At 65.6% G+C, this 21,180-nt stretch carries 16 protein-coding genes; 9 read left to right on the plus strand and 7 right to left on the minus strand.

The annotated features are described in order from the left end of the window. Window positions 1–63: 63 nt before the first annotated feature. Window positions 64–2,007: a GAF domain-containing sensor histidine kinase gene (locus tag DUGA2_RS23285; RefSeq protein WP_070271797.1), complete on the plus strand. Its 1,944-nt coding sequence runs from the start codon at window positions 64–66 to the stop codon at window positions 2,005–2,007. 67 nt (window positions 2,008–2,074) lie between these two features. Here DUGA2_RS23285 and DUGA2_RS23290 read toward each other — a convergent pair whose 3' ends face one another. From DUGA2_RS23290 to DUGA2_RS23300, 3 genes are all read right to left on the minus strand, one after another. Beyond that, entirely contained in the window at window positions 2,075–2,992 is a 918-nt protein-coding gene (locus DUGA2_RS23290) for an S-adenosyl-l-methionine hydroxide adenosyltransferase family protein (RefSeq protein ID WP_070271798.1), read from the minus strand. 10 nt (window positions 2,993–3,002) lie between these two features. Next, the gene (locus tag DUGA2_RS23295; RefSeq protein ID WP_070271799.1) at window positions 3,003–5,486 is read right to left on the minus strand and encodes a TonB-dependent siderophore receptor; all 2,484 of its coding nucleotides are present in this window, start codon (window positions 5,484–5,486) and stop codon (window positions 3,003–3,005) included. A gap of 88 nt (window positions 5,487–5,574) precedes the next feature. Beyond that, window positions 5,575–7,080: a DUF3369 domain-containing protein gene (locus DUGA2_RS23300; RefSeq protein ID WP_070271800.1), complete on the minus strand. Its 1,506-nt coding sequence runs from the start codon at window positions 7,078–7,080 to the stop codon at window positions 5,575–5,577. 365 nt (window positions 7,081–7,445) lie between these two features. On the opposite strand from DUGA2_RS23300, the gene DUGA2_RS23305 reads away from it, so the two are divergent. Further along, window positions 7,446–8,465: a YhcG family protein gene (locus DUGA2_RS23305; protein WP_070271914.1), complete on the plus strand. Its 1,020-nt coding sequence runs from the start codon at window positions 7,446–7,448 to the stop codon at window positions 8,463–8,465. A gap of 45 nt (window positions 8,466–8,510) precedes the next feature. Here DUGA2_RS23305 and DUGA2_RS23310 read toward each other — a convergent pair whose 3' ends face one another. Further along, window positions 8,511–10,433 carry a PhoX family phosphatase gene (locus DUGA2_RS23310; RefSeq protein WP_070271801.1) on the minus strand — a complete coding sequence of 641 codons (1,923 nt, stop codon included), beginning with the start codon at window positions 10,431–10,433 and terminating at the stop codon, window positions 8,511–8,513. A 218-nt stretch (window positions 10,434–10,651) separates the two neighbouring features. Here DUGA2_RS23310 and DUGA2_RS23315 point away from each other — a divergent pair, with 218 nt between their 5' ends. Beyond that, the gene (locus tag DUGA2_RS23315; RefSeq protein WP_083296431.1) at window positions 10,652–11,155 is read left to right on the plus strand and encodes a DUF3016 domain-containing protein; all 504 of its coding nucleotides are present in this window, start codon (window positions 10,652–10,654) and stop codon (window positions 11,153–11,155) included. A 16-nt stretch (window positions 11,156–11,171) separates the two neighbouring features. Here DUGA2_RS23315 and DUGA2_RS23320 read toward each other — a convergent pair whose 3' ends face one another. After that, on the minus strand, window positions 11,172–11,615 hold the full coding sequence (locus DUGA2_RS23320; protein ID WP_008444690.1) for a thioesterase family protein: 444 nt from the start codon (window positions 11,613–11,615) through the stop codon (window positions 11,172–11,174). A 151-nt stretch (window positions 11,616–11,766) separates the two neighbouring features. On the opposite strand from DUGA2_RS23320, the gene DUGA2_RS23325 reads away from it, so the two are divergent. Beyond that, window positions 11,767–12,273, plus strand: a complete 507-nt coding sequence (locus tag DUGA2_RS23325; protein ID WP_070271803.1) for a hypothetical protein — start codon at window positions 11,767–11,769, stop codon at window positions 12,271–12,273. A 26-nt stretch (window positions 12,274–12,299) separates the two neighbouring features. On the opposite strand, the gene DUGA2_RS23330 is transcribed toward DUGA2_RS23325, so the two are convergent. Next, window positions 12,300–12,998 carry a dienelactone hydrolase family protein gene (locus DUGA2_RS23330; protein WP_070271804.1) on the minus strand — a complete coding sequence of 233 codons (699 nt, stop codon included), beginning with the start codon at window positions 12,996–12,998 and terminating at the stop codon, window positions 12,300–12,302. Window positions 12,999–13,051: 53 nt separating this feature from the next. After that, window positions 13,052–14,680, minus strand: a complete 1,629-nt coding sequence (locus tag DUGA2_RS23335; protein WP_070271805.1) for a M28 family peptidase — start codon at window positions 14,678–14,680, stop codon at window positions 13,052–13,054. A 72-nt stretch (window positions 14,681–14,752) separates the two neighbouring features. Between DUGA2_RS23335 and DUGA2_RS23340 the strand changes: the two genes are divergently transcribed. The 5 genes from DUGA2_RS23340 to DUGA2_RS23355 all read left to right on the plus strand — a co-directional run bounded on the left by DUGA2_RS23340 (window position 14,753) and on the right by DUGA2_RS23355 (window position 21,179). Next, a complete protein-coding gene (locus tag DUGA2_RS23340; RefSeq protein ID WP_070271806.1) occupies window positions 14,753–15,559 on the plus strand; it encodes an SDR family oxidoreductase in 807 nt (268 codons plus the stop codon). A gap of 143 nt (window positions 15,560–15,702) precedes the next feature. Then, a complete protein-coding gene (locus tag DUGA2_RS23345; protein ID WP_070271807.1) occupies window positions 15,703–16,038 on the plus strand; it encodes a hypothetical protein in 336 nt (111 codons plus the stop codon). 38 nt (window positions 16,039–16,076) lie between these two features. Next, window positions 16,077–16,337 carry a hypothetical protein gene (locus tag DUGA2_RS32885; protein ID WP_071658967.1) on the plus strand — a complete coding sequence of 87 codons (261 nt, stop codon included), beginning with the start codon at window positions 16,077–16,079 and terminating at the stop codon, window positions 16,335–16,337. A gap of 451 nt (window positions 16,338–16,788) precedes the next feature. Next, complete coding sequence (locus DUGA2_RS23350) at window positions 16,789–19,029, plus strand: DEAD/DEAH box helicase (RefSeq protein ID WP_070271808.1); 2,241 nt, start codon at window positions 16,789–16,791, stop codon at window positions 19,027–19,029. Between the two features lie 281 nt (window positions 19,030–19,310). Beyond that, window positions 19,311–21,179, plus strand: coding sequence for a Mu transposase C-terminal domain-containing protein (locus DUGA2_RS23355; RefSeq protein WP_070271809.1), 1,869 nt, complete (start codon window positions 19,311–19,313; stop codon window positions 21,177–21,179). The last annotated feature ends 1 nt before the right edge of the window (window position 21,180 follow it).

A 21,180-nucleotide genomic window follows, 5' to 3' on the forward strand; every position in this document is an offset into this window, starting at 1 on the left:
TGGCCGGGCGGGGCCGGACCTGCTAGTATTTCCTATGCGCATTACCTCACAATAGGAAAACCGATGGAAAGTCGCCTCACCCGCCTGGAAGCCGTTCAAACGATGTTGCTCGAAATCGGGCAGAAGTCGAGCAGCTGCACCGATATCAGCGAGTTCCTGCAGGCCGTGCACGCGGCGCTGGGGCGCATCATGTACGCGGCCAACTTCTTCGTGGCGTTGAGCGACCGCGACGGTCCGGTCAACCAGGTGCGTTTCGTGTATTTTGTCGACGAGGTCGACGACCCGCCCAGCCGCGACGAACTGTTCGAGCTGGTCGAGGGCGAGTCGCCGACCGCCACCGTGATCGCCAGTCGCGAGCGCATGGTGATGACGGCGGCCGAGCACCAGTCGCGGCGCGAAGCCAACGCCGGCTTCGGCATCGGCACCATCGCCGAACACTGGATGGGCTGCCCGCTGCTGGACCAGAACCACCAGGCGCTGGGCGCCATCGTCATCCAGAGCTACGATAAACAGCACACCTTCAACGAGGAAGACCAGGCGCTGTTCGCGCTGATCGCCAACCACGTGTCGAGCGCGCTGCAGCACCTGCAGAGCATGGACCGGCTGGAGCGCGCGGTGCAGGAGCGCACCGCCCAGCTGTCGCACGAGGTGGCCGAGCGCCGCCGCGCCGAGAACATCCAGCGCGCGCTGTACGAGCTGGCCAACCTGTCGGCCACGGCCACCGGCGGCAGCCGCCTGAACCAGCGGCTGCACCAGATCATCAGCGAGCTGGTGCCGGCGCAGAACTTCCTGATGGCGCTGTACCATCCGGACACCAAGGAAATCAGCATCCCGTATTTTGTCGACGAGAAGGACGAGCAGGCGCCGGTCAAGCGCTTCGACTTCGGCGTCGGCATGTCCTCGTATGTGTTGCAGCGCAAGCAGGCCATGCTGCTGGACCGCGCCGGCTACGCCGCGCTGGTCGACAGCGGCGAGATGGAGCACCCGCTGGGCAATGTCGACATCGCCAGCTGGATGGGCGCGCCGATGCTGCTGGGCGACGTCGCGTATGGCGTCATCATCGTGCAGAGCTATGACGACTCGGTGGTCTACACCCAGGCCGACCTCGACATCCTGGCCTTCATGGCCAGCCACGTGGCGGTGGCGATCGCGCGCATGCAGGCCGACCGCGAGATCCGCCGCGCCAAGGAAACGCTGGAAGAACAGAACGCGGCGCTGGAAAATGCGCTGACCTCGCTCAAGGATGCGCAGGGCGAGCTGGTGCGGCAGGAGAAGCTGGCCTCGCTGGGCCGGCTGGTGGCGGGCGTGGCGCACGAGATCAACACGCCGCTGGGCATCTGCGTGACGGCCACCAGCCACCTGGTGGAAGAGCTCAAGCTGACGCGCGAAGACCTGGCCGCCGGCACGCTGGACGAGGACGGCTTGAACCAGTTCTTCGAGATCATCGACCAGTCGCTGCGCATCATGACCACCAACACGCAGCGCGCGGCGGCGCTGGTGCGCAGCTTCAAGCAGGTGGCGGTGGACCAGTCGTCCGACGATATCCGCAGCTTCAACCTGCGCAAATACCTGGACGAGGTGCTGCTGTCGCTACAGCCCAAGCTCAAGGGCAAGCCGATCGCGGTCGAGATCGCCTGCGACGAGCACATCAACATGGCCAGCTTCCCGGGGGCGGTGTCGCAGATCGTCACCAATATGGTGGTCAACTCGCTGGTGCACGGCTTCGAGGAGGGGCAGGCCGGCAAGATCAAGATCAGCGGCAAGGTCGACGGCGATTTCGTCGACTTCGAATACAGCGACGACGGCGCGGGCATGGACACCAGCACGCTGGCGCAGCTGTTCGATCCCTTCTTCACCACCAAGCGCGGCTCGGGCGGCAGCGGCCTGGGCGCGCACATCCTGTACAACCTGGTGACCGGCGCGCTGGGCGGCACCATCAAGGTGGCCAGCGCGCCGGGCATGGGCTTGCACTACAAGCTGCGCTTCCCCAAGGTGAAGCGCAAGTAGGGCCTACCCCGCACGGCGATAGGTCTGGGGTCTGACCCCGTACGGGGTCAGACCCCGCTGTACCGGGTTACTGCGGAGCCTTGCTGATCTCCACTTCCCAGTCCACGCCGGAATCGATGTGGTGCTGCTTGGCGTAGTTGCCCTGGCTGATGGCGACCGCCACGTCCAGCAGGCTGTTCAGGTAGACCAGCGGCTTGCCCTGCGCGACGCCGCCGAAGGTGTGCTCGAACGGCGCCACCACCTTGTCCACCTGCTTGCCCTTGTGCAGGATGCGTACCTGCACGCGGTCATGCACGCCGATGCCGAGTTCGTCGAACAGCGCTTTCGGGATATTGGTCCAGACGTTGCCGTACTTGATGTCCAGCACCGGGATGATGCCGCGCACCACCTTGCCCTGGCGGACAGCCTTCTGGTAGGCGATCTTCACCACCGACTCGCTCGGCAGCACCGGGCCGACCTGCTCGAAGCTGATCGCGCCGGACGCCAGCCGCGCGCCGACGTAGGCATAGACGTCGCGGCCGTGGAAGGTGTAGGACTCGCCGGAGCCGGCCAGGCGGTTGACCTTCTCGTCGATCTCGCGCAGCTCGGCCACGCCGTCGCGCTCGGCGATCAGCGTGAACAGGCCGTTGTCGGGGCCGACGAAGTAGCGGCCCTCTTTGGTCTTCAACACCACCGACTTGCGGGCCGTGCCCACGCCCGGATCGACCACGGCGACGAACACGCTGCCCTGCGGCCAGTAGTTGGCGGTCTGGTACAGGCGGTAGGCGCCGAGCCAGATGTCGTAGTCGGGAATGTTGTGGGTCAGGTCGGAGACGTTCAGTTTCGGATCGACGCCGAAGGCCACGCCGTGCATGGCCGAGACGGCGCCGTCGGAGGTGCCGAAGTCGGTCAGCAGCACCAAGGCGTTGCTGGAATGGGCTTGCGCGGCCATCAGCGCGCTCATGCAGACGGCGGCGAACAGGTGGGAGATGCGGGTGAGCTTCATGGAATCCTTCTTAGAATGTGTAGCGCAGGCGGCCGTAGAAGTATGCGCCGTTGACGCCGATAGGGTTGATGAAGTTGTACGGCAGCGCGCCGCCGTAGGTGGCGTTGTTGGTCTGGCGCACGCGCTCCGGGTAGCGGTCGAAGATGTTGTCGCCGCCGACGGCCAGCGTCAGCTGTTTGGTCAGCTTGTACTGCGCCTCCAGGTCCACCGACCACACGGCGCCGAACGATTGCGCATGGACGCCGTCGACCACCGGCGCCTCCTGGTCGTAAGAGAAATCCTTCAGCGCGCCGAAGCGGGTGGCGCGCGCCAGCACGCTCCAGCGGGCGGCCTGCCAGTCGGCGGTCAGCACCAGCTTGCTGTTCGGCGAGGCATTGCGTATGCGGAACAGGCTGGTATCGGTCAGCAGCGTCAGCGACGGATCGATCCTGGCCAGCGCGGCCGAACCCTGGCGCACCTGGTCGAGGCGGGTCTTGTTCAGGTTGAGCGCGGCGTTCAGGTCCAGCTTGCCGCCGGCAAAGGACAGGTCGTGATTCAGCACGGCGTCCAGGCCGGTGGTGCTGGTGTCGAGCAGGTTGGCCAGGTAGGCCACCGACTGGATGTCGCCGCGGCCGACCGAGGCCAGCCAGGCGGTGGCGGCGTCGCTTTGCAGGTCGCTGCTGCGGGTGATGCGGTCGCGGATCCTGATGCGGTAGGCGTCCAGCGTGACGCTGGTGGCGCGCTGCGGACGCCACGCCAGGCCCAGCGACAGGTTGGTCGATTTCTCGGGCTTCAATACTTCGGCGCCGAAGCTGCGCGCCAGCGCGTCGCTGGCCGGCAGCAGCGAGGCGGTCTGCAGGCCGCTGCCGTCGCTGTTGAAGTTGAGCGTGGAGAAGCGGAAGCCGGTCTGCACCAGCGCCGGCGCGCGGAAGCTGTTGGACAGCGAGCCGCGCAGCAGGAAGCCGTCGCCGAGCTTGTAGCGCGCGGACAGCTTGCCGGTGCTGGCGCCGCCGAAATCGCTGTAGTCCGAATAGCGCGCGGCCGCGCCCAGCAGCAGGCGGCTGGTGAGCTCGCTTTCGAGGTCGGCGTACACCGAGCGTATCGATCGGCCGCCGTCGAACGCATCCTGCGGGCGCAAGCCGGGGCCGGCCTGCGCGCCCGGCGGCGCGTCGACGACGGGGCCGGCCGCGTAGGAAGCCGCGTCGCCCGGCGAGCTGCGATAGGTCTCGTGCATGAACTCGGCGCCCAGCGCCAGGTTGACGGGACTGCCCAGGCCCAGGTCGAGCTCGCGCGTGAGGTCGGCGTTGAGCGCGTTCTGGCGGAAATCGAAAGTGGCCAGGTGGAAGCTGGTCGGGCTCTGCGCGCCCAGCGAGGCGTTGGCCGAGTTGCCCAGGTCGTAGCGGAACAGGTTGCCGCCGTGGCGCGCGCTCAGGTCGGCGTTCCAGCCGGCGGCGGCGAAACGGGCGCCGGCCACGATGCTGGTGTCGCTCATGTCGCCCCGGGTCACGGGACGGTAGCCGGACGGGTACAGCGCCGCCACGTTGGACGGATCGCCCGGATAGCGGAAGTAGGCGCTGCCGTCGGACTTGCGCCGGTTGACGGTGGCGAACGAGTAGGCGTCGACGCCGTTGGCCAGCGGCAGCAGCGCGTTGTAGAACAGGTAGTGGTTGTCCTGCTGCGAGTCGCCGGACTTGAACACCACCTTGCCGTCCAGCGCGAGGTCGGCCGGGGTGGCGTTCCACGACGTCCAGCCGGCGTCGCTGAAACCGGCGCGCTGGGTCGGCGAACGGCTGCGGGTCTCAAAGCCGAAGCGCAGGAAGCCGGCGTCGCCCAGCGGCACGCCGTAGTCGGCGCTGGCGGTCCTGGTCTGGCCGTCGGTCTTGGTCTCGTTGGTGGGCTTGAAGTCGGTGTGGTTGGCGCCGTAGCCGACCGCGGCCGAGCCGCCGCTGCGGGCGCTCTTCAGCACGATGTTGATGACGCCGGCCACGGCGTCGCTGCCGTACTGGGCGCCGGCGCCGTCGCGCAGGATCTCGATGTGGTCGATGGCGCCGGGCGGTATCGCGTTGACGTCGACCGGCACGGTGCCGGCGAAGCTGCTCTCGGTGTCGAGCACGGCGCTGGTGTGGCGGCGCTTGCCGTTGATGAGCACCAGCACCTGGTCCGGCGCCAGCCCGCGCAGCTGGATGCCGCGCACCGAGTCCGAGGCGCCGCTCGATTCGATGCGCGGGAAGTTGATCGACGGCGCCAGGTTTTGCAGGGCCGCGCCCAGTTCGCCGCCGGCGGCCGCGTTCTCGACTTCGCGCTGGCCGAAGCGGTCGATCGGCACGGCGCTGTCGAACACGGTGCGGTGGCGGGCGCGCGAGCCGACCACCGTGACCTGGTCGATGGCGGCTTCGCTGGCCGGCGTTTGCTGTGCGTGCACTTCAGGCAGCGCGGCCAGCAGCAGCGCGCAGGCGAGCACGCTGCGGCGCAAAGGCAAGTGGGGGAGGACGTGTGGGAGCTGGCTGCTGGGCATCGTGAATTCCTTGCGTGGACCGGACTACGATCTTACGGGCAAGGAATTCAGTTTCACAAAGATCTATTGCAAATATGCTTATGCGGGCTCAGTCGGGGAAGCGCTCGTTGATGGCGACGGCCTTGTCGATGTTCTGGCACAGCAGGTCGACGAAGACCGGATCGAGGTGATGTCCGGCCACTTCGCGCAGGTGCTCGACCACCTTGTCGATCGGCCAGGCTTCCTTGTAGCAGCGCTTGTGCATCAGCGCGTCGAACACGTCGGCCACGGCGACGATGCGCGCGTACAGGTGGATGTCGTGGCCCTTCAAGCCTTGCGGATAGCCGCTGCCGTCGAATTTCTCGTGGTGCTGGTGGGCGATCACGGCGGCCGCCTTCAGGATGGGGCGCTGCGAACCGTCGAGGATGGACAGGCCCACCGTCGGGTGCTGCTTCATGATCTCCCATTCGGCCGCGTCGAGCTTGCCCGGCTTGAGCAGCACCGCGTCCGGCGTGGCGATCTTGCCGATGTCGTGCATCGGCGCGGCGTGGCGCAGCACGGCCGTCTCGTCTTCCGGCATGCCGGAGGCCTGGGCCAGCAGGTGGCACACTTCGGACATGCGGCGCACGTGGTTGCCCGCCTCGTTGGAGCGCGACTCGACCACGTCGCCCAGGCGCAGGATCAGCTCTGCCTGGGTGTCGGTGATTTCCTGCGTCAGCAGGATGTTGTCGAAGGCGATGGCGACGCCGGAGCAGAACACTTCCAGCAGCTTGGTGTCGATTTCGGAGATTTCCTCCACGCCCTTGAGGATCAGCAGCGAGGCCTTGCCGCTGCTGTTGGGGAAGTAGCCGATATAGGTGTCGCCTTCGACGCGCGAGATCTTGTTGCTCTTGGCGGCGTCGAGCTGGGCCAGCACGTCGGCGCTGAGCAGCGTGCCGTCCTCGTCGCCGATCTGGGCCAGGATTTCGTAATCGTTCTCGCCGCTGATGGCGGTGGCGCCGCGCAGGCGCAGCAGCATGCTGTGTTCCAGGCGCAGCAGCGCCACCACTTGCTGCAGCAGGCCGTTGGCGAAGTCTTTCAGGTTGCGTTGCTGGAAGATGTGGGCCGAGGCGGCGATCACGCGCTCCAGGCCTTCGCGGTAGTTCAGTTGCTGGCGGCGGGCTTCCTCGACCTTCATGATGTCGCGGTAGGCGCGCAGCGCGGCGAAGGTGGTGGTGAACAGCTTGGTGCGGTCGAGCTCGGTCTTTTCCTTGTAGTCGTTGATGTCGTAGTTGACGATCACGCGCTCTTCGGGAGCCTGGCCGGGCTGGCCGGTGCGCAGCACGATGCGGGTGAACTGGTTGTCGAGGTCCTGGCGCATCCAGCGCGCCACTTCGAGGCCGCTGTCTTCCTTTTCCATCACCACGTCGAGGAACACCAGCGCGATGTCGCTCTCGCGCGCCAGCACTTCCTTGGCCTCGGCGCCGCTGTAGGCGTGCACGAAACTGAGGGCGCGGCCGTCGAGACGGAAACGGTTCAGCGTCAGTTTCGTGATGTCGTGGATGTCCGGTTCATCGTCGACCAACAGGACTTTCCAAGGCGCTAGCTTAGGCGAGGCAGCAGACAAAAAAGACATAAGGGCGAGTTCCGCAAAATGGCACTACTGAATGGTTTCTTTCGATTGTAGTCTTACCCACTGCTATTAACAACAGGCAACAAAAATTCCTGTTGCCTTGCACAACACTCCCGATGCGTTTCCAGGCGTTCTGATTGTACGACGCGTTTGATGGCGACGGCGCAGCGTTAGTCTTCTGTAACGCCTATGTGCAGCCGAAACAATACTTCGTTTTTGGCAATATTGCTATCTCTGTGAGAAATATTTTAGGTAGTATGCAACAAATCGATGGCGGCCGGATCTGCGCCGACTTTGAGCCGTCTCTAAAGGTGTGCGGGTATCCGGGTCTACGATTTACGTATTCTCATGGGCAGGAGCGCGAAAACATGCTAGTCGCCAATTATGCCGACATCCACACGCAGATCGTCGAGCTGCTGGAATCCTCGCGCCGGGCCGCCGCGCGCAGCGTGAATGCCGTGATGACGGCGGCGTATTGGGAGATAGGCCGCCGGATTGTTGAGTGCGAACAGGCCGGGACGGACCGAGCAGCCTATGGTGAAGAATTGATTGAGCAGCTTGGATATGATCTCACTGCACGGTTTGGCCGGGGGTTTAGCAAACAAAATTTGCTGCAGATGCGGAAATTCTATTTGTTCTGGCCGGAAATTCTCCAGACGGTGTCTGGAGAATTGAGGCTGCCTTGGTCGGCCTATGTACGCTTGATGTCCGTAAAGACTGCTGCCGCCAGATTGTTCTACGAAACAGAGGCGCTGCGCGGCGGCTGGTCGGTCCGTCAGTTGGACCGTCAGGTGAATAGCCAGTTCTACGAACGGACGATGCTCTCCAAGAATCAAGCCAAGATGCTGGCGCAGGGCGAGCAGCCGCGTGCCGACGACTTCATCACGCCGGAAGAGGCGATCAAAGATCCCTTCGTGCTGGAGTTCCTCGACTTGAAGGACGAGTACTCGGAATCCGACCTGGAAGAGGCATTGATTCAGCACATGACCGACTTTCTGCTGGAACTGGGCGACGATTTCGCCTTCGTCGGCCGGCAGCGCCGCCTGCGGCTTGACGACACCTGGTTCCGCATCGACCTGCTGTTCTTCCATCGGCGCTTGAAATGCCTGGTGGTGATCGAGCTGAAGACCGGCAAATTCGGCGCCGCCGATGCTGGCCAGATGCATCTCTACCTGAACTACGCCCGGGAACACTGGACCAGGTCGGACGAGAACCCTCCAGTCGGCCTGATCCTGTGTGCCGCCAAGGGGGCGGCCGAGGCGCGCTATGCGCTCGACAGCCTGCCGAACAAAATCATCGCCGCCGAGTACCAGATGCTGCTGCCCGACGAGCGCCTGCTGGTCGCCCGCCTCCAGCACTGGACGCAAAAAAGCCCGCAAGGAGCTTGACGCTCGTTGCGGGCCGGGACAGCTGGGGTAAGGGGTTGGTGCTGCTTAGCTCAGCGTCGGCAGGCCGGTCAGGTAGCCGACGGCGGCGCCGAAGCGGTCGCGGTAGTTGGCGCGGATCAGCGGGTCCAGCGTGGTCTGCACCTTGCCGTGCAGGGCCGAATCCCAGTCGCCCGGGTGCTGGAAGTTGCTCATGATGTAGGCGAAGCCGTTCATGTCGTCCACCGCGTGCAGGCCGGTCGACTCGGCGCCGGCCGGGGTCGACAGCACGCGCGTCAGCGCCTTGGTGTCGACGTTGTAGGCCCACAGGAAGTTGTTGACGTGCATGCCGCTATCTTCGCCGATGAACAGCGTGCGCAGCTTTTCCGAGAACTTGATGTTGTCCGGATTGGCGATCTTGTCCGGATTGGCCAGGTTGCCCAGCTCGTCCGGCTTGGCCAGGTCTTCGCCCACCAGCGCCGGCACGGCGGCCATGTCGACCGGCACCCATTCGCTGTTGATGGCGGCGCCGGTGTCGTCCACCTGGCCGGCCTTCAGGTTCAGCGCGTAGACGATGCCGGCGCTCGGGCCCTGGATCTTGATGCCGCCGGAGCCGTCCTTCATGGCGCCGTTGATGTAGCTCATCGCGCTGTAGGCGATCTTGTCCTTGGCGTTGACGGTCGTGCCTTCCATCTTGGTGAAGCCCAGGCTGCCGCCCTTGAACGCGGCGTAGCGGTGGGTTTCCAGGAAGGCCGCGGCTTTTTCCTTGCCCGGCACGATCTTGATCCAGTTGCTCTTGCCGCTGAACGGGATCTTGGTGTAGCTGGCGTCGGCCGGATCGCTGGTCTTGACGCTGAGGATGTCGGCCGCCTTCAGGGTGTCGGCCAGGGCCTTGATCTCGGCGCTGGTGGCGCTGCCCAGCTTGATCCACGACAGCGTGGCCGAGCCGCCGTTTTCGGCGGTCTTCTGGGTCCATTTGGCGACGTACAGGGTGCCGGAGGACAGGTCCTGCGCCTTGTCGGCGACGAACATGAACAGGCCGCCGTTGGTGGCGTCGTCGCCCATCAGCGCGGTGCGCTCGTCGGGCATGACCTGCACCAGCTCGTGCGAGATGCGGCCCATGCAGTAGTGCTTCTTGACGCTGCCGCTGCCGTCCGGGTTGACGGTGATTTCCGGCATGTGGCCGTAGTGGTAAGGGTTGGCCTTGGTGGCGTCGCCGTACAGATTGGTGCTGAAGTTGGCGAACTGGCTGTTGCTGGCGATGGTGGTCGCGTCCGGCTCGTACTCTTCGCTCGACAGGTGGGTGTTCCATGGCGAACGGCTGGCGCCGCAGGTGATCCACAGGCCGTTGACGCCGCTGGTGTTGACGTTGTGGTACTTCACCAGCGTCAGCGCGCCGGTGGTCTTGTCCTGGTCCAGCGTCAGCACGGCGATCGGCGACGGCAGCATGCCGTACATCGAGTCGCCCTTGACGTTGCGGGTGGCGTATTCGAACTGCACCACGGCGAACACGGTGTTGCCCTTGATGCCGGGCACGGTCGGCGCGGCCAGCTTGAGCAGCGAGGTGCCGTCCGGACAGTCCGAGAAGAACTGGCGCTGGCCGGCGTCGGTCTTGTCGACGATGGGCTTGTTGTTGATGTCGAAGTAGCCGCCGGCCAGGATGGTGCCGCCGGCCTGGTTGGGCACGGTGGCGCCGGTGATGAAGAAGGTCTGGTACGACAGCGCGTAAGGCTGGGTCTTGCCGTCGGAGTAGGTGAAGTTCAGCGTCGAGGCGACGGTGGTGGTGGCCATCTTGGCGGCGTCGGCCAGGGTGGGCGCGCTCATGCCGGAGAAGGTCACGGACAGCAGCTGCGGCGCGGCCGCGGCGGTGTCGCCGCCGCCGCAGGCCGACAGCAGGGTGGCGGCGGCGCCGCCGGCGGTCAGCGGCAGCAGCGGCGCGCTGGACAACATTTTAAGGATGCTGCGGCGGGACAGATCGAGGGACTCGGTCATGGTAAATCCTGTGGGTTGTTATGGCCATTCCATGTGCCTGCGCCGGGCGCGGCATCATGCGAGGCGGTGGCTTCACCTCGACGGGCGCAATATTAAGGATTTGTTATGACAGGGGCGTGACAAAGCGCTAAAGTAAGTTTCGTAACAAACTTATTCAAGGCGGGCCTGGCGCAGCGAAAAGGTCTATATTGGAAGTTCGAACCGTGAAGGAGCAGCAAATGCGAACCATGAGCAAACCTTACGCCCGGCCGCTGCTGGCCGCCATGCTGGCGCTGCTGGCCGGCGCCGCCTGGGCCGACGTCAGCGTCAGCTATGTCAAGCCGGACGATTTCGCCGACGTGCCGCGCAACGCGGTCGACCGCGAACGCGTGCTGAAGGATTTCAGCGATTATTTCGCCACGTTCAACAAGCGGCTGCCGGCCGGCCAGAACCTGAAGATCGAAGTGCTGGACATCGACATGGCGGGCCGCCTGTGGCCGCGCCGCTCGGGCGGCGAGGATATTCGCGTGCTGAACGGCGGCGCCGACTGGCCGCGCATGCATCTGCGCTACACGCTGGAGCAGGACGGCAAGGTGCTGCGCAGCGGCGACGAGCAGCTGTCGAATATGAACTACATGCAGGGCGTGAGCCGCTACAGCGACGGCGACACGCTGCGCTACGAGAAGCAGATGCTCGACGACTGGTTCAAGAAGACCATCGTGCCGCAGGTGGCGGCGCGCTGAGCGCCGGCGCCGGGCGTCAGTCGAGGCGGTTGACCTTGGGGAATTTGGCCAGGAATTCGGGCGCCATCGGCGTCACCTGGCTGCTCTTGTAGTTGAAGAAGACAAAGCCCGACTTGGCCATCGCCACCAGCGTGCCGTCCTTGGGGCGGGTGATGCGGAAGGTGATGTCGCCGCCGTACTGGTTGAAGTCCATCACGCCGATCTCGAACAGCAGCTGGTCGCGCGCGTGGGCTTCGGCGCGGTAGGTGGTGGCGAGGTCGGTGACGATGATGCCGACGCCGTCGCTGCCGGTCTCCTGCACGCCGAACTCGAACAGGAAGCGGGCGCGGGCCTCGGAGATCATCGAGATCATCGAGTCGTTGCCCAGATGGTTGGCGCCGTTGATGTCGGTCACGCGCACCGTCAGCTGGGTGGAAAAGTAGTATTGGTCTTCCGGGAAGTCCAGTTTCAAACGGGCCATGTGCTCACCTCTGTATCGATCCCCATATTCTAGCGCAGCCGGCGCCTGCCCCTTTCGGGATAGGACCGCGACGGCGATAGCGCGTACTATCAGAGTGGCAACTAAGTACCAACTCAGTGCCAACTAAGTGCCAACTTTGAAAGGACATCCCATGTATGGACTCACCCAGCTCGGCGTCATTCATACGCTGATCAGCCTGGTCGCCGTGGCGGCCGGCGTGATCGCCTTCATCCGCGACGGCGGCATCGACCCGGCCAACACGGTCGGCAAGGTGTATATCGCCACCACCGTGCTGACCTGTTTGACCGGCTTCGGCATCTTCGCCCACGGCGGCTTCGGCAAGCCGCACGCGCTGGGCATCATCACGCTGCTGACGCTGGGCCTGGCCTGGTGGGCCGGGCAAGGCCGCTTCGGCGCGCGCTCGGCGGCGGTGGCGGTGTGCGCCTACTCGATCACCTTCCTGTTCCACATGATTCCGGCCATCACCGAGACCAGCACCCGCCTGCCGCTGGGCCACCCGCTGCTGGCGGACGCCGAGGCGCCCGAGCTGAAGGCGGCCACCGGCGTGCTGCTGCTGTTGTACCTGGCCGGGGTGACGCTGCAGCTGCGCCGCCTGCGCCGGGTGCGTGGCGTGGCGACGGCGGCCGCAAGCGCCTAGCGCTGCCTGGAGCGGCCTGGAGCGGGCTACAGCTGCTCGCCGAGGAACAGCAGCGTGTTGCCGTGCGCCTGGGCGGCGGCGCGCTGCTGGTAGGAGGCGCGGTGGTTGCAGTTGAAGCCGTGCTCGGCGCCCGGGTAGACGTGGATCTCGACCTGCTCGTTGTCGCCGAAGGCCTCGGCGATGCTTTGCACGGCAGCCGGCGGGATGTGGCTGTCGGCGCCGCCGAAGTGCATCAGCATCGGCGCGGTGATCTGCCCGGCGCGATCGAGCGCGTTGTGGATGCCGCCGCCGTAGTAGCACACCGCCGCGTCCACCAGGCCGTTGGCGGCCGTGTGGTAGGACAGGCGGCCGCCGAAGCAGAAGCCGAGCGAGGCCACCTTGCCCTCGACGCCGTCCAGCGCGCGCAGCGCCTTGACGGTGGCGGCGATGTCCGATTGCGCCAGCGCGAAGTCGGTGGCGTTCATCAGTTCGACGGCGCGCTTCCAGCCGGCGTCGTCGTAACCGAGTTCGATGCGGGCGCCGTGGCGCCAGAACAGGTCCGGCGCGATCACCACGTAGCCGTCGGCCGCATACTGGTCGGCGACGTTGCGGATGTGCTGGTTGACGCCGAAGATCTCCTGCAGCAGCACGATGCCCGGTCCCTTGCCGCCGCGCGGCAGCGAGACGTAGGCGCCGAAGCCGCCGTCGGCGGCGGCGATATCGATCCAGTGGCTATTGGTTTCCATGGTGCTCCTTGTGCGTGGGTGAACGGAGCGGCCATCCTACCTTTTTTTGCGACTCAGCGTTTGACCTTGCCGAAGGCGTCGCCGTCCTTCCAGCGCTGCATGGCCGGCGCGTTGCCGACCGCGTAGCCGAGGTTGAGCGTGAACTGCGCCTGCTGCACCATGCCCGACAGATCCCAGTCGGCGTGGTACTCGTCGCTGACCTGGTGGTAGTCCTGCTTGAAAGCGACCAGGCGCGCGGCCGACCTGGCCGGCTCCTTGACGAACTCGAAGTGGCCGTCGCCGGAGAACACCGCCGAGCCGACGTTAAACGCCGGCACGCCGGCCTTGGCGAAGTTGAAGTGGTCGGCGCGGAAGTAGGCCCCCGACAGGTCGGGGATGGCCGGCGCCAGCTTCAGGCCCATCTTGCGGGCGACTTCGCCGGCCGCTTCGTACAGGCTGCTGCGCTCGGCCCCGGCCACGCCGATGTCGCGCGTGGCGCCGACGAAGTTCATGCTGTCCAGATTGAGGTCGGCCGTGGTCTGCGCCAGCGGCCAGGCCGGATTCTGCACGTAGGCGGCGCTGCCCAGCAGGCCCTGTTCCTCGGCGGCCGGCCACAGGAAGACCTGGGTGCGCCTGGCCGGATGCTTGACCGCTTCGGCCGCCATCGCCAGCAGGGCGGCGGCGCCGGAGGCGTTGTCGATGGCGCCGTTCCAGGTGTGGTCGCCGCGGTCGTCGCGGCGCACGCCTTCGTCCATGCCCAGATGGTCCCAGTGGGCCGAGTAGACCACCGCCTGTTCCTTCAGCCTGGCGTCGCTGCCGGGCACGATGCCGGCCACGTTGAACTGCTCGATGCGGCGGATGGCGCTGTGCACCTCGGCGTGCACGCGGGTCTTCAGGTCGACCGGGCGGAACTCGCGGGTTTCGGCCTGGGCGCGCAGGGTGTCGAGATCGAAGCCGGCGGCGGCGAACAGGGCGCGCGCGGTGTCTTCCTGCAGCCAGCCTTCTACCGGATTGCCGGCCACGGCGAGGTGGAAGCGCTCGTGACTGAAACCGTTGGCGGGCACGCTCCACGGGTAGGAGGCGGACGGCGTGGTGTGGATCAGCAGCACGCCGGCGGCGCCCTGGCGCACCGCCTCTTCATACTTGTACAGCCAGCGGCCGTAGTAGGTGTAGGCCTTGCCGGCGAAGCGGTTGGGCTCTGCGGCGGTGGGCTGCGGGTCGTTGACCATCATGACCAGCACCTTGCCCTTCATGTCGATGCCTTTGTAGTCGTCCCACTTTTCCTCCGGCGCGATGGCGCCGTAGCCGACGAACACCAGCGGCGCGTCGATGGCGACGGCGGCCTTGCCGCTGGCGGTGCCGAACACGATCTCGCTGCCGTTCTTCGGCGTGACGCTCTTGCCACCGGCGTCGAAGCGCACGAAGCTCTTGTCCAGCAGGCGCGTGCCTTCGATCTTGACCGGCATGCGGTAGCCGCCGCCGGCCAGCGGCTTGAGGCCGATGATGGCGGCCTGGGTCTCCAGGTAGCGCACCGCGAGATCGCCGCCGCGCTGGCCCGTGCCACGGCCTTCGAACAGGTCGTCGGCCAGGAAGGACAGGTGCGCGCGCAGCGGCGCCTCCGTCACGACCGGGGCCTGCTGGGCGGCGGCGTGCAGGGATGCCAGGCCTAGGCCGGCGGCGATTGCGAGTGCTGGAAGACGCATATTTACTCCGTGATGTGTGATTCGGTGCAGAAGCGGGCTATCTTACTGTACTTGCCAAAATAAGGAAGAGTCATGAAAGTGATCATCATCACCGGGAGTTCGGACGGCATCGGCGCCGAGATCGCGCGCCAGCTGGCGCATCGCCATGGCGGCGGCGTGGCGCTGGTGCTGGCGGCGCGCAATGCGGCGATGCTGGAGCAGGTGGCCGCGCAGTGCGCGGCGGCCGGGGCGCAGACGCTGGTCGTGCCCACCGATGTGTCGCAGCAGGCGCAGTGCGCGGCGCTGGTGGCGGCCTGCGTGGCGCGCTTCGGCCGCATCGATGCGCTGGTCAACAACGCCGGCCGTTCGGCGCATGCGCTGTTCGAGGAGGTCGCGGACCTGGCGTGGTACGAGGAGCTGATGAAGATTAACCTATGGGGCAGCGTGTGGTGCACGCATGCGGCGCTGCCTTATCTGAAGCAGTCGCGCGGCAGCATCGTCGCGGTGTCGTCGCTGGCGGGGCTGGTCGGCGTGCCGGGGCGCACGGCCTACGGCGCCACCAAGTTCGCCATGAGCGGCTTCTTCGAGGCCCTGCGCGCGGAGCTGAAGGCGGCCGGGGTGAGCGTGACGATCGCCTATCCGGGCGTGGTGGCGACGCAGATACGCTACCGCGGCTACAACGCGGCCGGCGGGGCGCTGGGCAGCAGCAGCCTGAAAGAGGACAAGGCGATGACGGTAGAGGAGTGCGCGCGGCTGATCGTCGACGGCATGCAGGCGCGTCGGCGCGAGGTGGTGATGTCGGCCAAGGGCAAGCTGGGACGCTGGATGAAGCTGATCGCGCCCGGGCTGGTGGAGCGCATGGCGTTGGCGGCGCTGAAGGATGATGTGAAACCGCATTGAGCGGGTTTTGGACGAGTTGTAAGCGAGTGTAAGAGTCGGTAAGAGGTTGTAATGGTCGTCAACTGACCGATGGGCTGCGCCGTTTTTTGCTCATGCGACACGGGATAGTCCCGATGCCGAAACCTAGAAAAAGGAAATACATCATGACCAAAATTATCGCTTCCCTGATCGCCGGCCTGTTCGCAACCGCAGCATTCGCACAAGCGCCAGTCGCCGCCTCCACCGCTCCAGCCGCCAAGACGGCCGTGGTGAAAACCGAAGCGAAGGCTGAAGTGAAAACCGCCGAAGTCAAAGCCGAAGCCAAGCCTGAAGTGAAAACCGAAGCCAAAGCTGAAACGAAGACCGCCGGCAAAACCAAAGTCCATCACAAGGCCAAAGAATCCAAAGTCGCAGCGCCAGTCGCCGATGCGAAAGCAGACACCAAAGCAGAAACCAAAGCAGAAACCAAAGCAGAAACCAAAGTAGTCGCAAGCAAGTAATTAAATAAACTATATAAACCAATTCAAGGAATGACATCATGAAAAAAGTAATCGCTACCCTGATCGCCACCCTGTTCGCAGGCGCCGCATTCGCACAAGCTCCAGCCGCTTCGGCTCCAGCAAGCGCCGCAGCTTCGACCCCGATGCCAGCCGCATCGGCACCTGCAGCCAGCGCACCGGCCAAGAAGGCGCATCACAAGAAGGCCAAGGCAGTTAAAGCCGCCAGCGCACCGGCCGCTTCGACCCCGGCAGCTTCGACCCCGGCGCCGGCGGCATCGGCTCCAGCGGCCAGCAAGTAATCCGCATCCGCTAGCGCAGGACGTGCCGCCCCGGACCTTCTGGCCTGGGCGGCGCAAGGGAAAAGACAGGCTTAGGCCTGTCTTTTTTGTTTTTAGAGGGGATGTCACGGGGGAGGGCTGGTATGGGAGGCCGCTGCACGACCCTTGTGGGAAGTTTGCTATTTCCGGTCTCTCTCTTGATCTTTTAACCTCTCTTTTTATCTGAATTTAGGCTGAGGTTAAGAAGAGAGGTTTTGCGCAGAAAAGAGAGGAAAACAGAGGTCGAAAACAGGCCTTTTGCCACAAGGGTGTTTATGACCCACCCCCTCTACGTATCCTGAAGGGAACGTCGCGCTGTTGGCTGTAAATCGCCGTTTTTGCCCAAAAACCGGCTTAAAGTGTCGATAGAGAGTAAACTACGCACAAATTTCTTTCGCAATTAGGCGATTCGAACATACTTGTGAGTGACGCCATGTCTGAAACCCCAACATCCCCCATTACCCTTTTCACCGATCTGAACCTCAGCGCACCCCTGATCAAAGTGCTGAAAGAAGTCGGTTACGAGTCGCCTTCGCCTATCCAGGCCGCGACCATCCCGTCGCTGCTGGATAACCAGGACGTCCTGGGCCAGGCGCAGACGGGTACGGGGAAGACCGCAGCCTTCGCGCTGCCTATCCTGTCGCGCCTCGATATCAAACAGACCACGCCGCAGGCGCTGGTGCTGGCGCCGACGCGCGAACTGGCGATCCAGGTCGCCGAAGCTTTCCAGACCTACGCCAAGCACATCCCGGGCTTCCACGTGCTGCCGATCTACGGCGGCCAAAGCTACGGCCCGCAGCTGTCGGCCCTGCGCCGCGGCGTGCACGTCGTGGTCGGCACTCCCGGCCGCGTCATCGACCACCTGGACAAGGGTTCGCTCGACCTGTCCAAGCTGAAAACGCTGGTGCTCGACGAAGCCGACGAAATGCTGCGCATGGGCTTTATCGACGACGTCGAACGCATCCTGCAGGAGACCCCGGATTCGCGCCAGACCGCGCTGTTCTCGGCCACCATGCCGTCGGCCATCCGCCGCATCGCCAACACCTACCTGCGCAATCCGAAGGAAATCACGGTCGCCGCCAAAACCGGCACCAATGAAAACATTCGCCAGCGTTACTGGCTGGTGTCCGGCATGCACAAGCTGGACGCGCTGACCCGCATTCTGGAAGCCGAGAACTTCGACGGCATGATCATCTTCTCGCGCACCAAGCTCGGTACCGAGGAACTGGCGCAGAAGCTGCAAGCGCGCGGCTTCTCGGCCGCCGCCATCAACGGCGACATCCAGCAGGCGCAGCGCGAGCGCACCATCCAGCAGCTCAAGGACGGCAAGATCGACATCCTGGTGGCGACCGACGTCGCCGCGCGCGGTCTGGACGTGGAGCGCATCAGCCACGTGGTCAACTACGACGTGCCGCACGATCCGGAAAGCTATACCCACCGCATCGGCCGCACCGGCCGTGCAGGCCGCAGCGGCGAGGCGATCCTGTTCATCACCCCGCGTGAAAAGAACCTGCTCAAATCGATCGAGCGCGCCACCCGCCAGCCTATCGGCATGCTGGAGCTGCCGACCATCCAGGCCGTCAACGACGTCCGCATCGCCAAGTTCAAGTCGCAGATCAGCGAAACCCTGGCACAGGGCGAGCTGGAACAGTTCCAGTCGCTGATCGAGGACTTCGAGCGCGAACAGAATATCCCGGCGATCGAGATCGCCGCCGCGCTGGCCAAGATGGCGCGCGGCGACGTGCCGCTGCTGCTCGATAAAAAGCAGCAGGTGGCCGCAGCCACCTGGGACGAGCGTCCGGGCCGACAAGTCGGCTTCGAACGCAACGACCGTGGCGACCGCGCCGAACGCTTCGACCGCGGCGGCGACCGTCCGGACCGCAGCGAGCGTTTCCCGAAAAAGGAACGCATCGTGCGCGCCGCCGATCCTGGCATGCAGACCTTCCGCATCGAAGTGGGCTACCAGCACGGCGTCAAGCCGGGCAATATCGTCGGCGCCATCGCCAACGAAGGCGGCATCGACTCCAAGAACATCGGCCGCATCGAAATCTACGACGACTACAGCGTGCTCGATATGCCGGACAACCTGACCGGCGACGTGCTCGATCACCTGGCCGGCATCAAGGTCGCCGGCCAGCAGCTGCGCATCAGCCGCGACAACGGCGACAGCGGCGACAGCGCGCCTGCGTCGTCGGCGCCGGCACCTGCCCCAGCCCGTCCGGTACCGGCGCGCGCGCCGGCCGCCGCACCGGCGCCGGCATCCTCGCCGCTGGCCAAGGCCGCGCGCGTGGAATCGACCGAGCTGGATGACACCGCGCCGAAGAAGAAAAAGGAAAAGCCGGGCAAGATCGCCCTGCCGATGAGCGCCTTCCGCATTGAAGTGGGCAGCAACCACGCGGCCACGCCGTCCAACATCGTCGGCGCCATCGCCAACGAGGCGGGCCTGGAAGCGAAGCATATCGGTCGCATCGAGATCTTCGACACCTACAGCATGCTGGAACTGCCGGACGGGATGCCGCCCGAGCTGTTCAAGCACCTGGGCAAAGTGTGGGTCGGCGGCGCGCAGCTGAAGATCAGCCATGCCGAGCGCATGCCGCCGGAATCCGGCAAATCGACGCCGCCTAAAAAACCTGCGCCGGGCGCCGCCAAGGACAAGTTCAAGAAGAAGTATTGAACTTGACAGTACAGAGGTAGTACAGGACAGGGCCGCAAGGCCCTGTTTTCATATGGGCCTCCAATGCGCACGCGCGCGGTGCGGCGGTTGCGTGCATTGCACCAGAACCAAGCTTGACCAACTCTTTACCTTGCCGTGAAATCAATTGGTTTCATAGGGCAGGGCGGCGCCTGCGCCTTCTGGCCCGGTTATTGCATTAAGGATGGGATAAACCGATCAGTCCTTGAGCAAGGAGCACGGAATGGCCCCATTGTTTCTGACTTCCACCGCACGAGGCGCCGATGCTGCTGCGGAATGACCTGCTGCATTACACGCATCCATCCGCGCGCACCGTCCGCATCCTGTGGATCGCCCCGGAGCAAAGCCACGCCTACGTGTTCGACGTGGCCGCGCGCTCGGCCGAGGTGGAGCTGGTGCGGCTGTCGGCGCTGCACGCGGACCTGCGCGCCGGCCACGCGCGCGTGCTGCCGGCCGATCCCTACCTGATGGTGGTCAGCCAGGAGCTGCTGCCGCCCAAGCACCTGCAACTGCGCGCCCGCGCATGGGAGATCGTCGAGCCGCTGGTGGCGCTGGAGCCGGGCATCTACGAGGCGCGCCTGCGCGGCCAGCTGATCGCGCAGGCCACCGCCACGCACGGCGTCTCGCATCCGACCATCTACCGCTACCTGCGCCGCTACTGGCAGCGCGGGCAGACGCCCAACGCGCTGCTGCCCGACTACAGCAACTCAGGCGGGCGCGGCAAGGTGCGCCAGGCCTCGGCCGGCGTCAAGCGCGGGCGGCCGCGCAAGAACGGCGCCGGCGACGGACCGGGCCTGAATGCGGACGAGGAAATCCGCCGCACCTTCCGCGTCGCCATCGCGCGCTATGCGGCGGGCCACGCCAGGTTCTCGCGGCTGGGGGCCTACCAGCAGATGCTGGCGGACTTCTTCATCGAACGCCGCATCGACGCCGACAGCGGCCGCGTACTGGCGATGCCCGGCACGCGGGCCGCCGAGCTGCCGAGCTTCGGCCAGTTCAACTACTGGCTCGACCACGACGACGACCGCCCGCCTGAAGTCGCCCGCCGCCGCGCCGCCGCTGACGCGCCGCATGCAACAGCCGCTTCCGCCGGATCGCACGTCATGCCGGCCGCCGAGGCGTTCGACGGCGCGGCCATCGCCGGCCGCCCGGGCGCCGCCTTCCACCTGGACGTGGTGCGCGCCGAAGTGCAGCTGGTCTCGCGCGCCGACCGCCACCAGGCCATAGGCCAACCGCTGGTCTACGTGGCGGTGGACGCGTTCAGCCGCATGGTGGCCGGAGTCTACATCGGCATCGGCATCGGCGCGGCCAGCTGGCAGCATGCCATGCTGGCATTGGCCCACTGCGGCGCAGACAAGCAGCGCTACAGCCAGCGCTTCGGCCGCGGCATCGAGGCCGGCCTATGGCCCAGCCGCCACCTGCCGGAAACCCTGCACGCCAGCGCCGCCCTGAGCAGCGGCAGCCAGCGCGACACGCTGCTGAACAACTTCAACCTGCGCTGCACCGCCGTCGCCGACGACGCCCCCGACGAATGGCGCACCGTGCTGGCAAAGCGCTTCCGCCTGCTGGCGCCGGACGACGCAGGCGCCGCTTGCCGGCTGGACGGCGTGCTCGATCTGGACCAGTTCACACGCATCGTCATCGACGCCATCCTGTACCACAACAACCGCCAGCCGCTGCACCACGCCGGCGGCGCCACGCCGCGCGCGTTGTGGGAGTGGGGCGTAGAACATCGCGGCGGCGGCCTGAAAACCTACCCTGAACAGCTGCTGCGTTGCAGCCTGATGCCGGCGGCGCAAGCCACCGTCACCGGCGACGGCATCCTGCTGTTCGACAGCACCTACACCTGCGCGCGCGCCATCGACGAACGCTGGTTCGAACGCGCACGCCAGCGCGGACAGTGGAGCGTACGCGTCGCCTACGACCCGGCCGACATGGACGTGATCTATTTGCCGGACCCGAACGCGCCCATGCAATTCCACGCCTGCCACATGACCGACAGCAGCAGCGCGCACCGTCATCTGGCAGCGGTGGAAATCGCCCGCCTGCCGCATCCCGCCTCCACAGCACCCGCAGCCCTCAGCGCTTCCCTACGTAGCACCACGCACGCCTACGCCAGCTACGCCAACTGAT

This window comes from Duganella sp. HH101, from assembly GCF_001758795.1.
GTDB lineage: Bacteria > Pseudomonadota > Gammaproteobacteria > Burkholderiales > Burkholderiaceae_D > Rugamonas > Rugamonas rivuli.

Coding starts and splice junctions, on each gene's coding strand:
- DUGA2_RS23295 (WP_070271799.1), bottom strand. CDS start 5,486: ATGCCCAGCAGCCAGCTCCCACACGTCCTCCCCCACTTGCCTTTGCGC.
- DUGA2_RS23305 (WP_070271914.1), top strand. CDS start 7,446: ATGCTAGTCGCCAATTATGCCGACATCCACACGCAGATCGTCGAGCTG.
- DUGA2_RS23310 (WP_070271801.1), bottom strand. CDS start 10,433: ATGACCGAGTCCCTCGATCTGTCCCGCCGCAGCATCCTTAAAATGTTG.
- DUGA2_RS23350 (WP_070271808.1), top strand. CDS start 16,789: ATGTCTGAAACCCCAACATCCCCCATTACCCTTTTCACCGATCTGAAC.
- DUGA2_RS23330 (WP_070271804.1), bottom strand. CDS start 12,998: ATGGAAACCAATAGCCACTGGATCGATATCGCCGCCGCCGACGGCGGC.
- DUGA2_RS23325 (WP_070271803.1), top strand. CDS start 11,767: ATGTATGGACTCACCCAGCTCGGCGTCATTCATACGCTGATCAGCCTG.
- DUGA2_RS23315 (WP_083296431.1), top strand. CDS start 10,652: ATGCGAACCATGAGCAAACCTTACGCCCGGCCGCTGCTGGCCGCCATG.
- DUGA2_RS32885 (WP_071658967.1), top strand. CDS start 16,077: ATGAAAAAAGTAATCGCTACCCTGATCGCCACCCTGTTCGCAGGCGCC.
- DUGA2_RS23355 (WP_070271809.1), top strand. CDS start 19,311: ATGCTGCTGCGGAATGACCTGCTGCATTACACGCATCCATCCGCGCGC.
- DUGA2_RS23290 (WP_070271798.1), bottom strand. CDS start 2,992: ATGAAGCTCACCCGCATCTCCCACCTGTTCGCCGCCGTCTGCATGAGC.
- DUGA2_RS23335 (WP_070271805.1), bottom strand. CDS start 14,680: ATGCGTCTTCCAGCACTCGCAATCGCCGCCGGCCTAGGCCTGGCATCC.
- DUGA2_RS23340 (WP_070271806.1), top strand. CDS start 14,753: ATGAAAGTGATCATCATCACCGGGAGTTCGGACGGCATCGGCGCCGAG.
- DUGA2_RS23345 (WP_070271807.1), top strand. CDS start 15,703: ATGACCAAAATTATCGCTTCCCTGATCGCCGGCCTGTTCGCAACCGCA.
- DUGA2_RS23285 (WP_070271797.1), top strand. CDS start 64: ATGGAAAGTCGCCTCACCCGCCTGGAAGCCGTTCAAACGATGTTGCTC.
- DUGA2_RS23300 (WP_070271800.1), bottom strand. CDS start 7,080: ATGTCTTTTTTGTCTGCTGCCTCGCCTAAGCTAGCGCCTTGGAAAGTC.
- DUGA2_RS23320 (WP_008444690.1), bottom strand. CDS start 11,615: ATGGCCCGTTTGAAACTGGACTTCCCGGAAGACCAATACTACTTTTCC.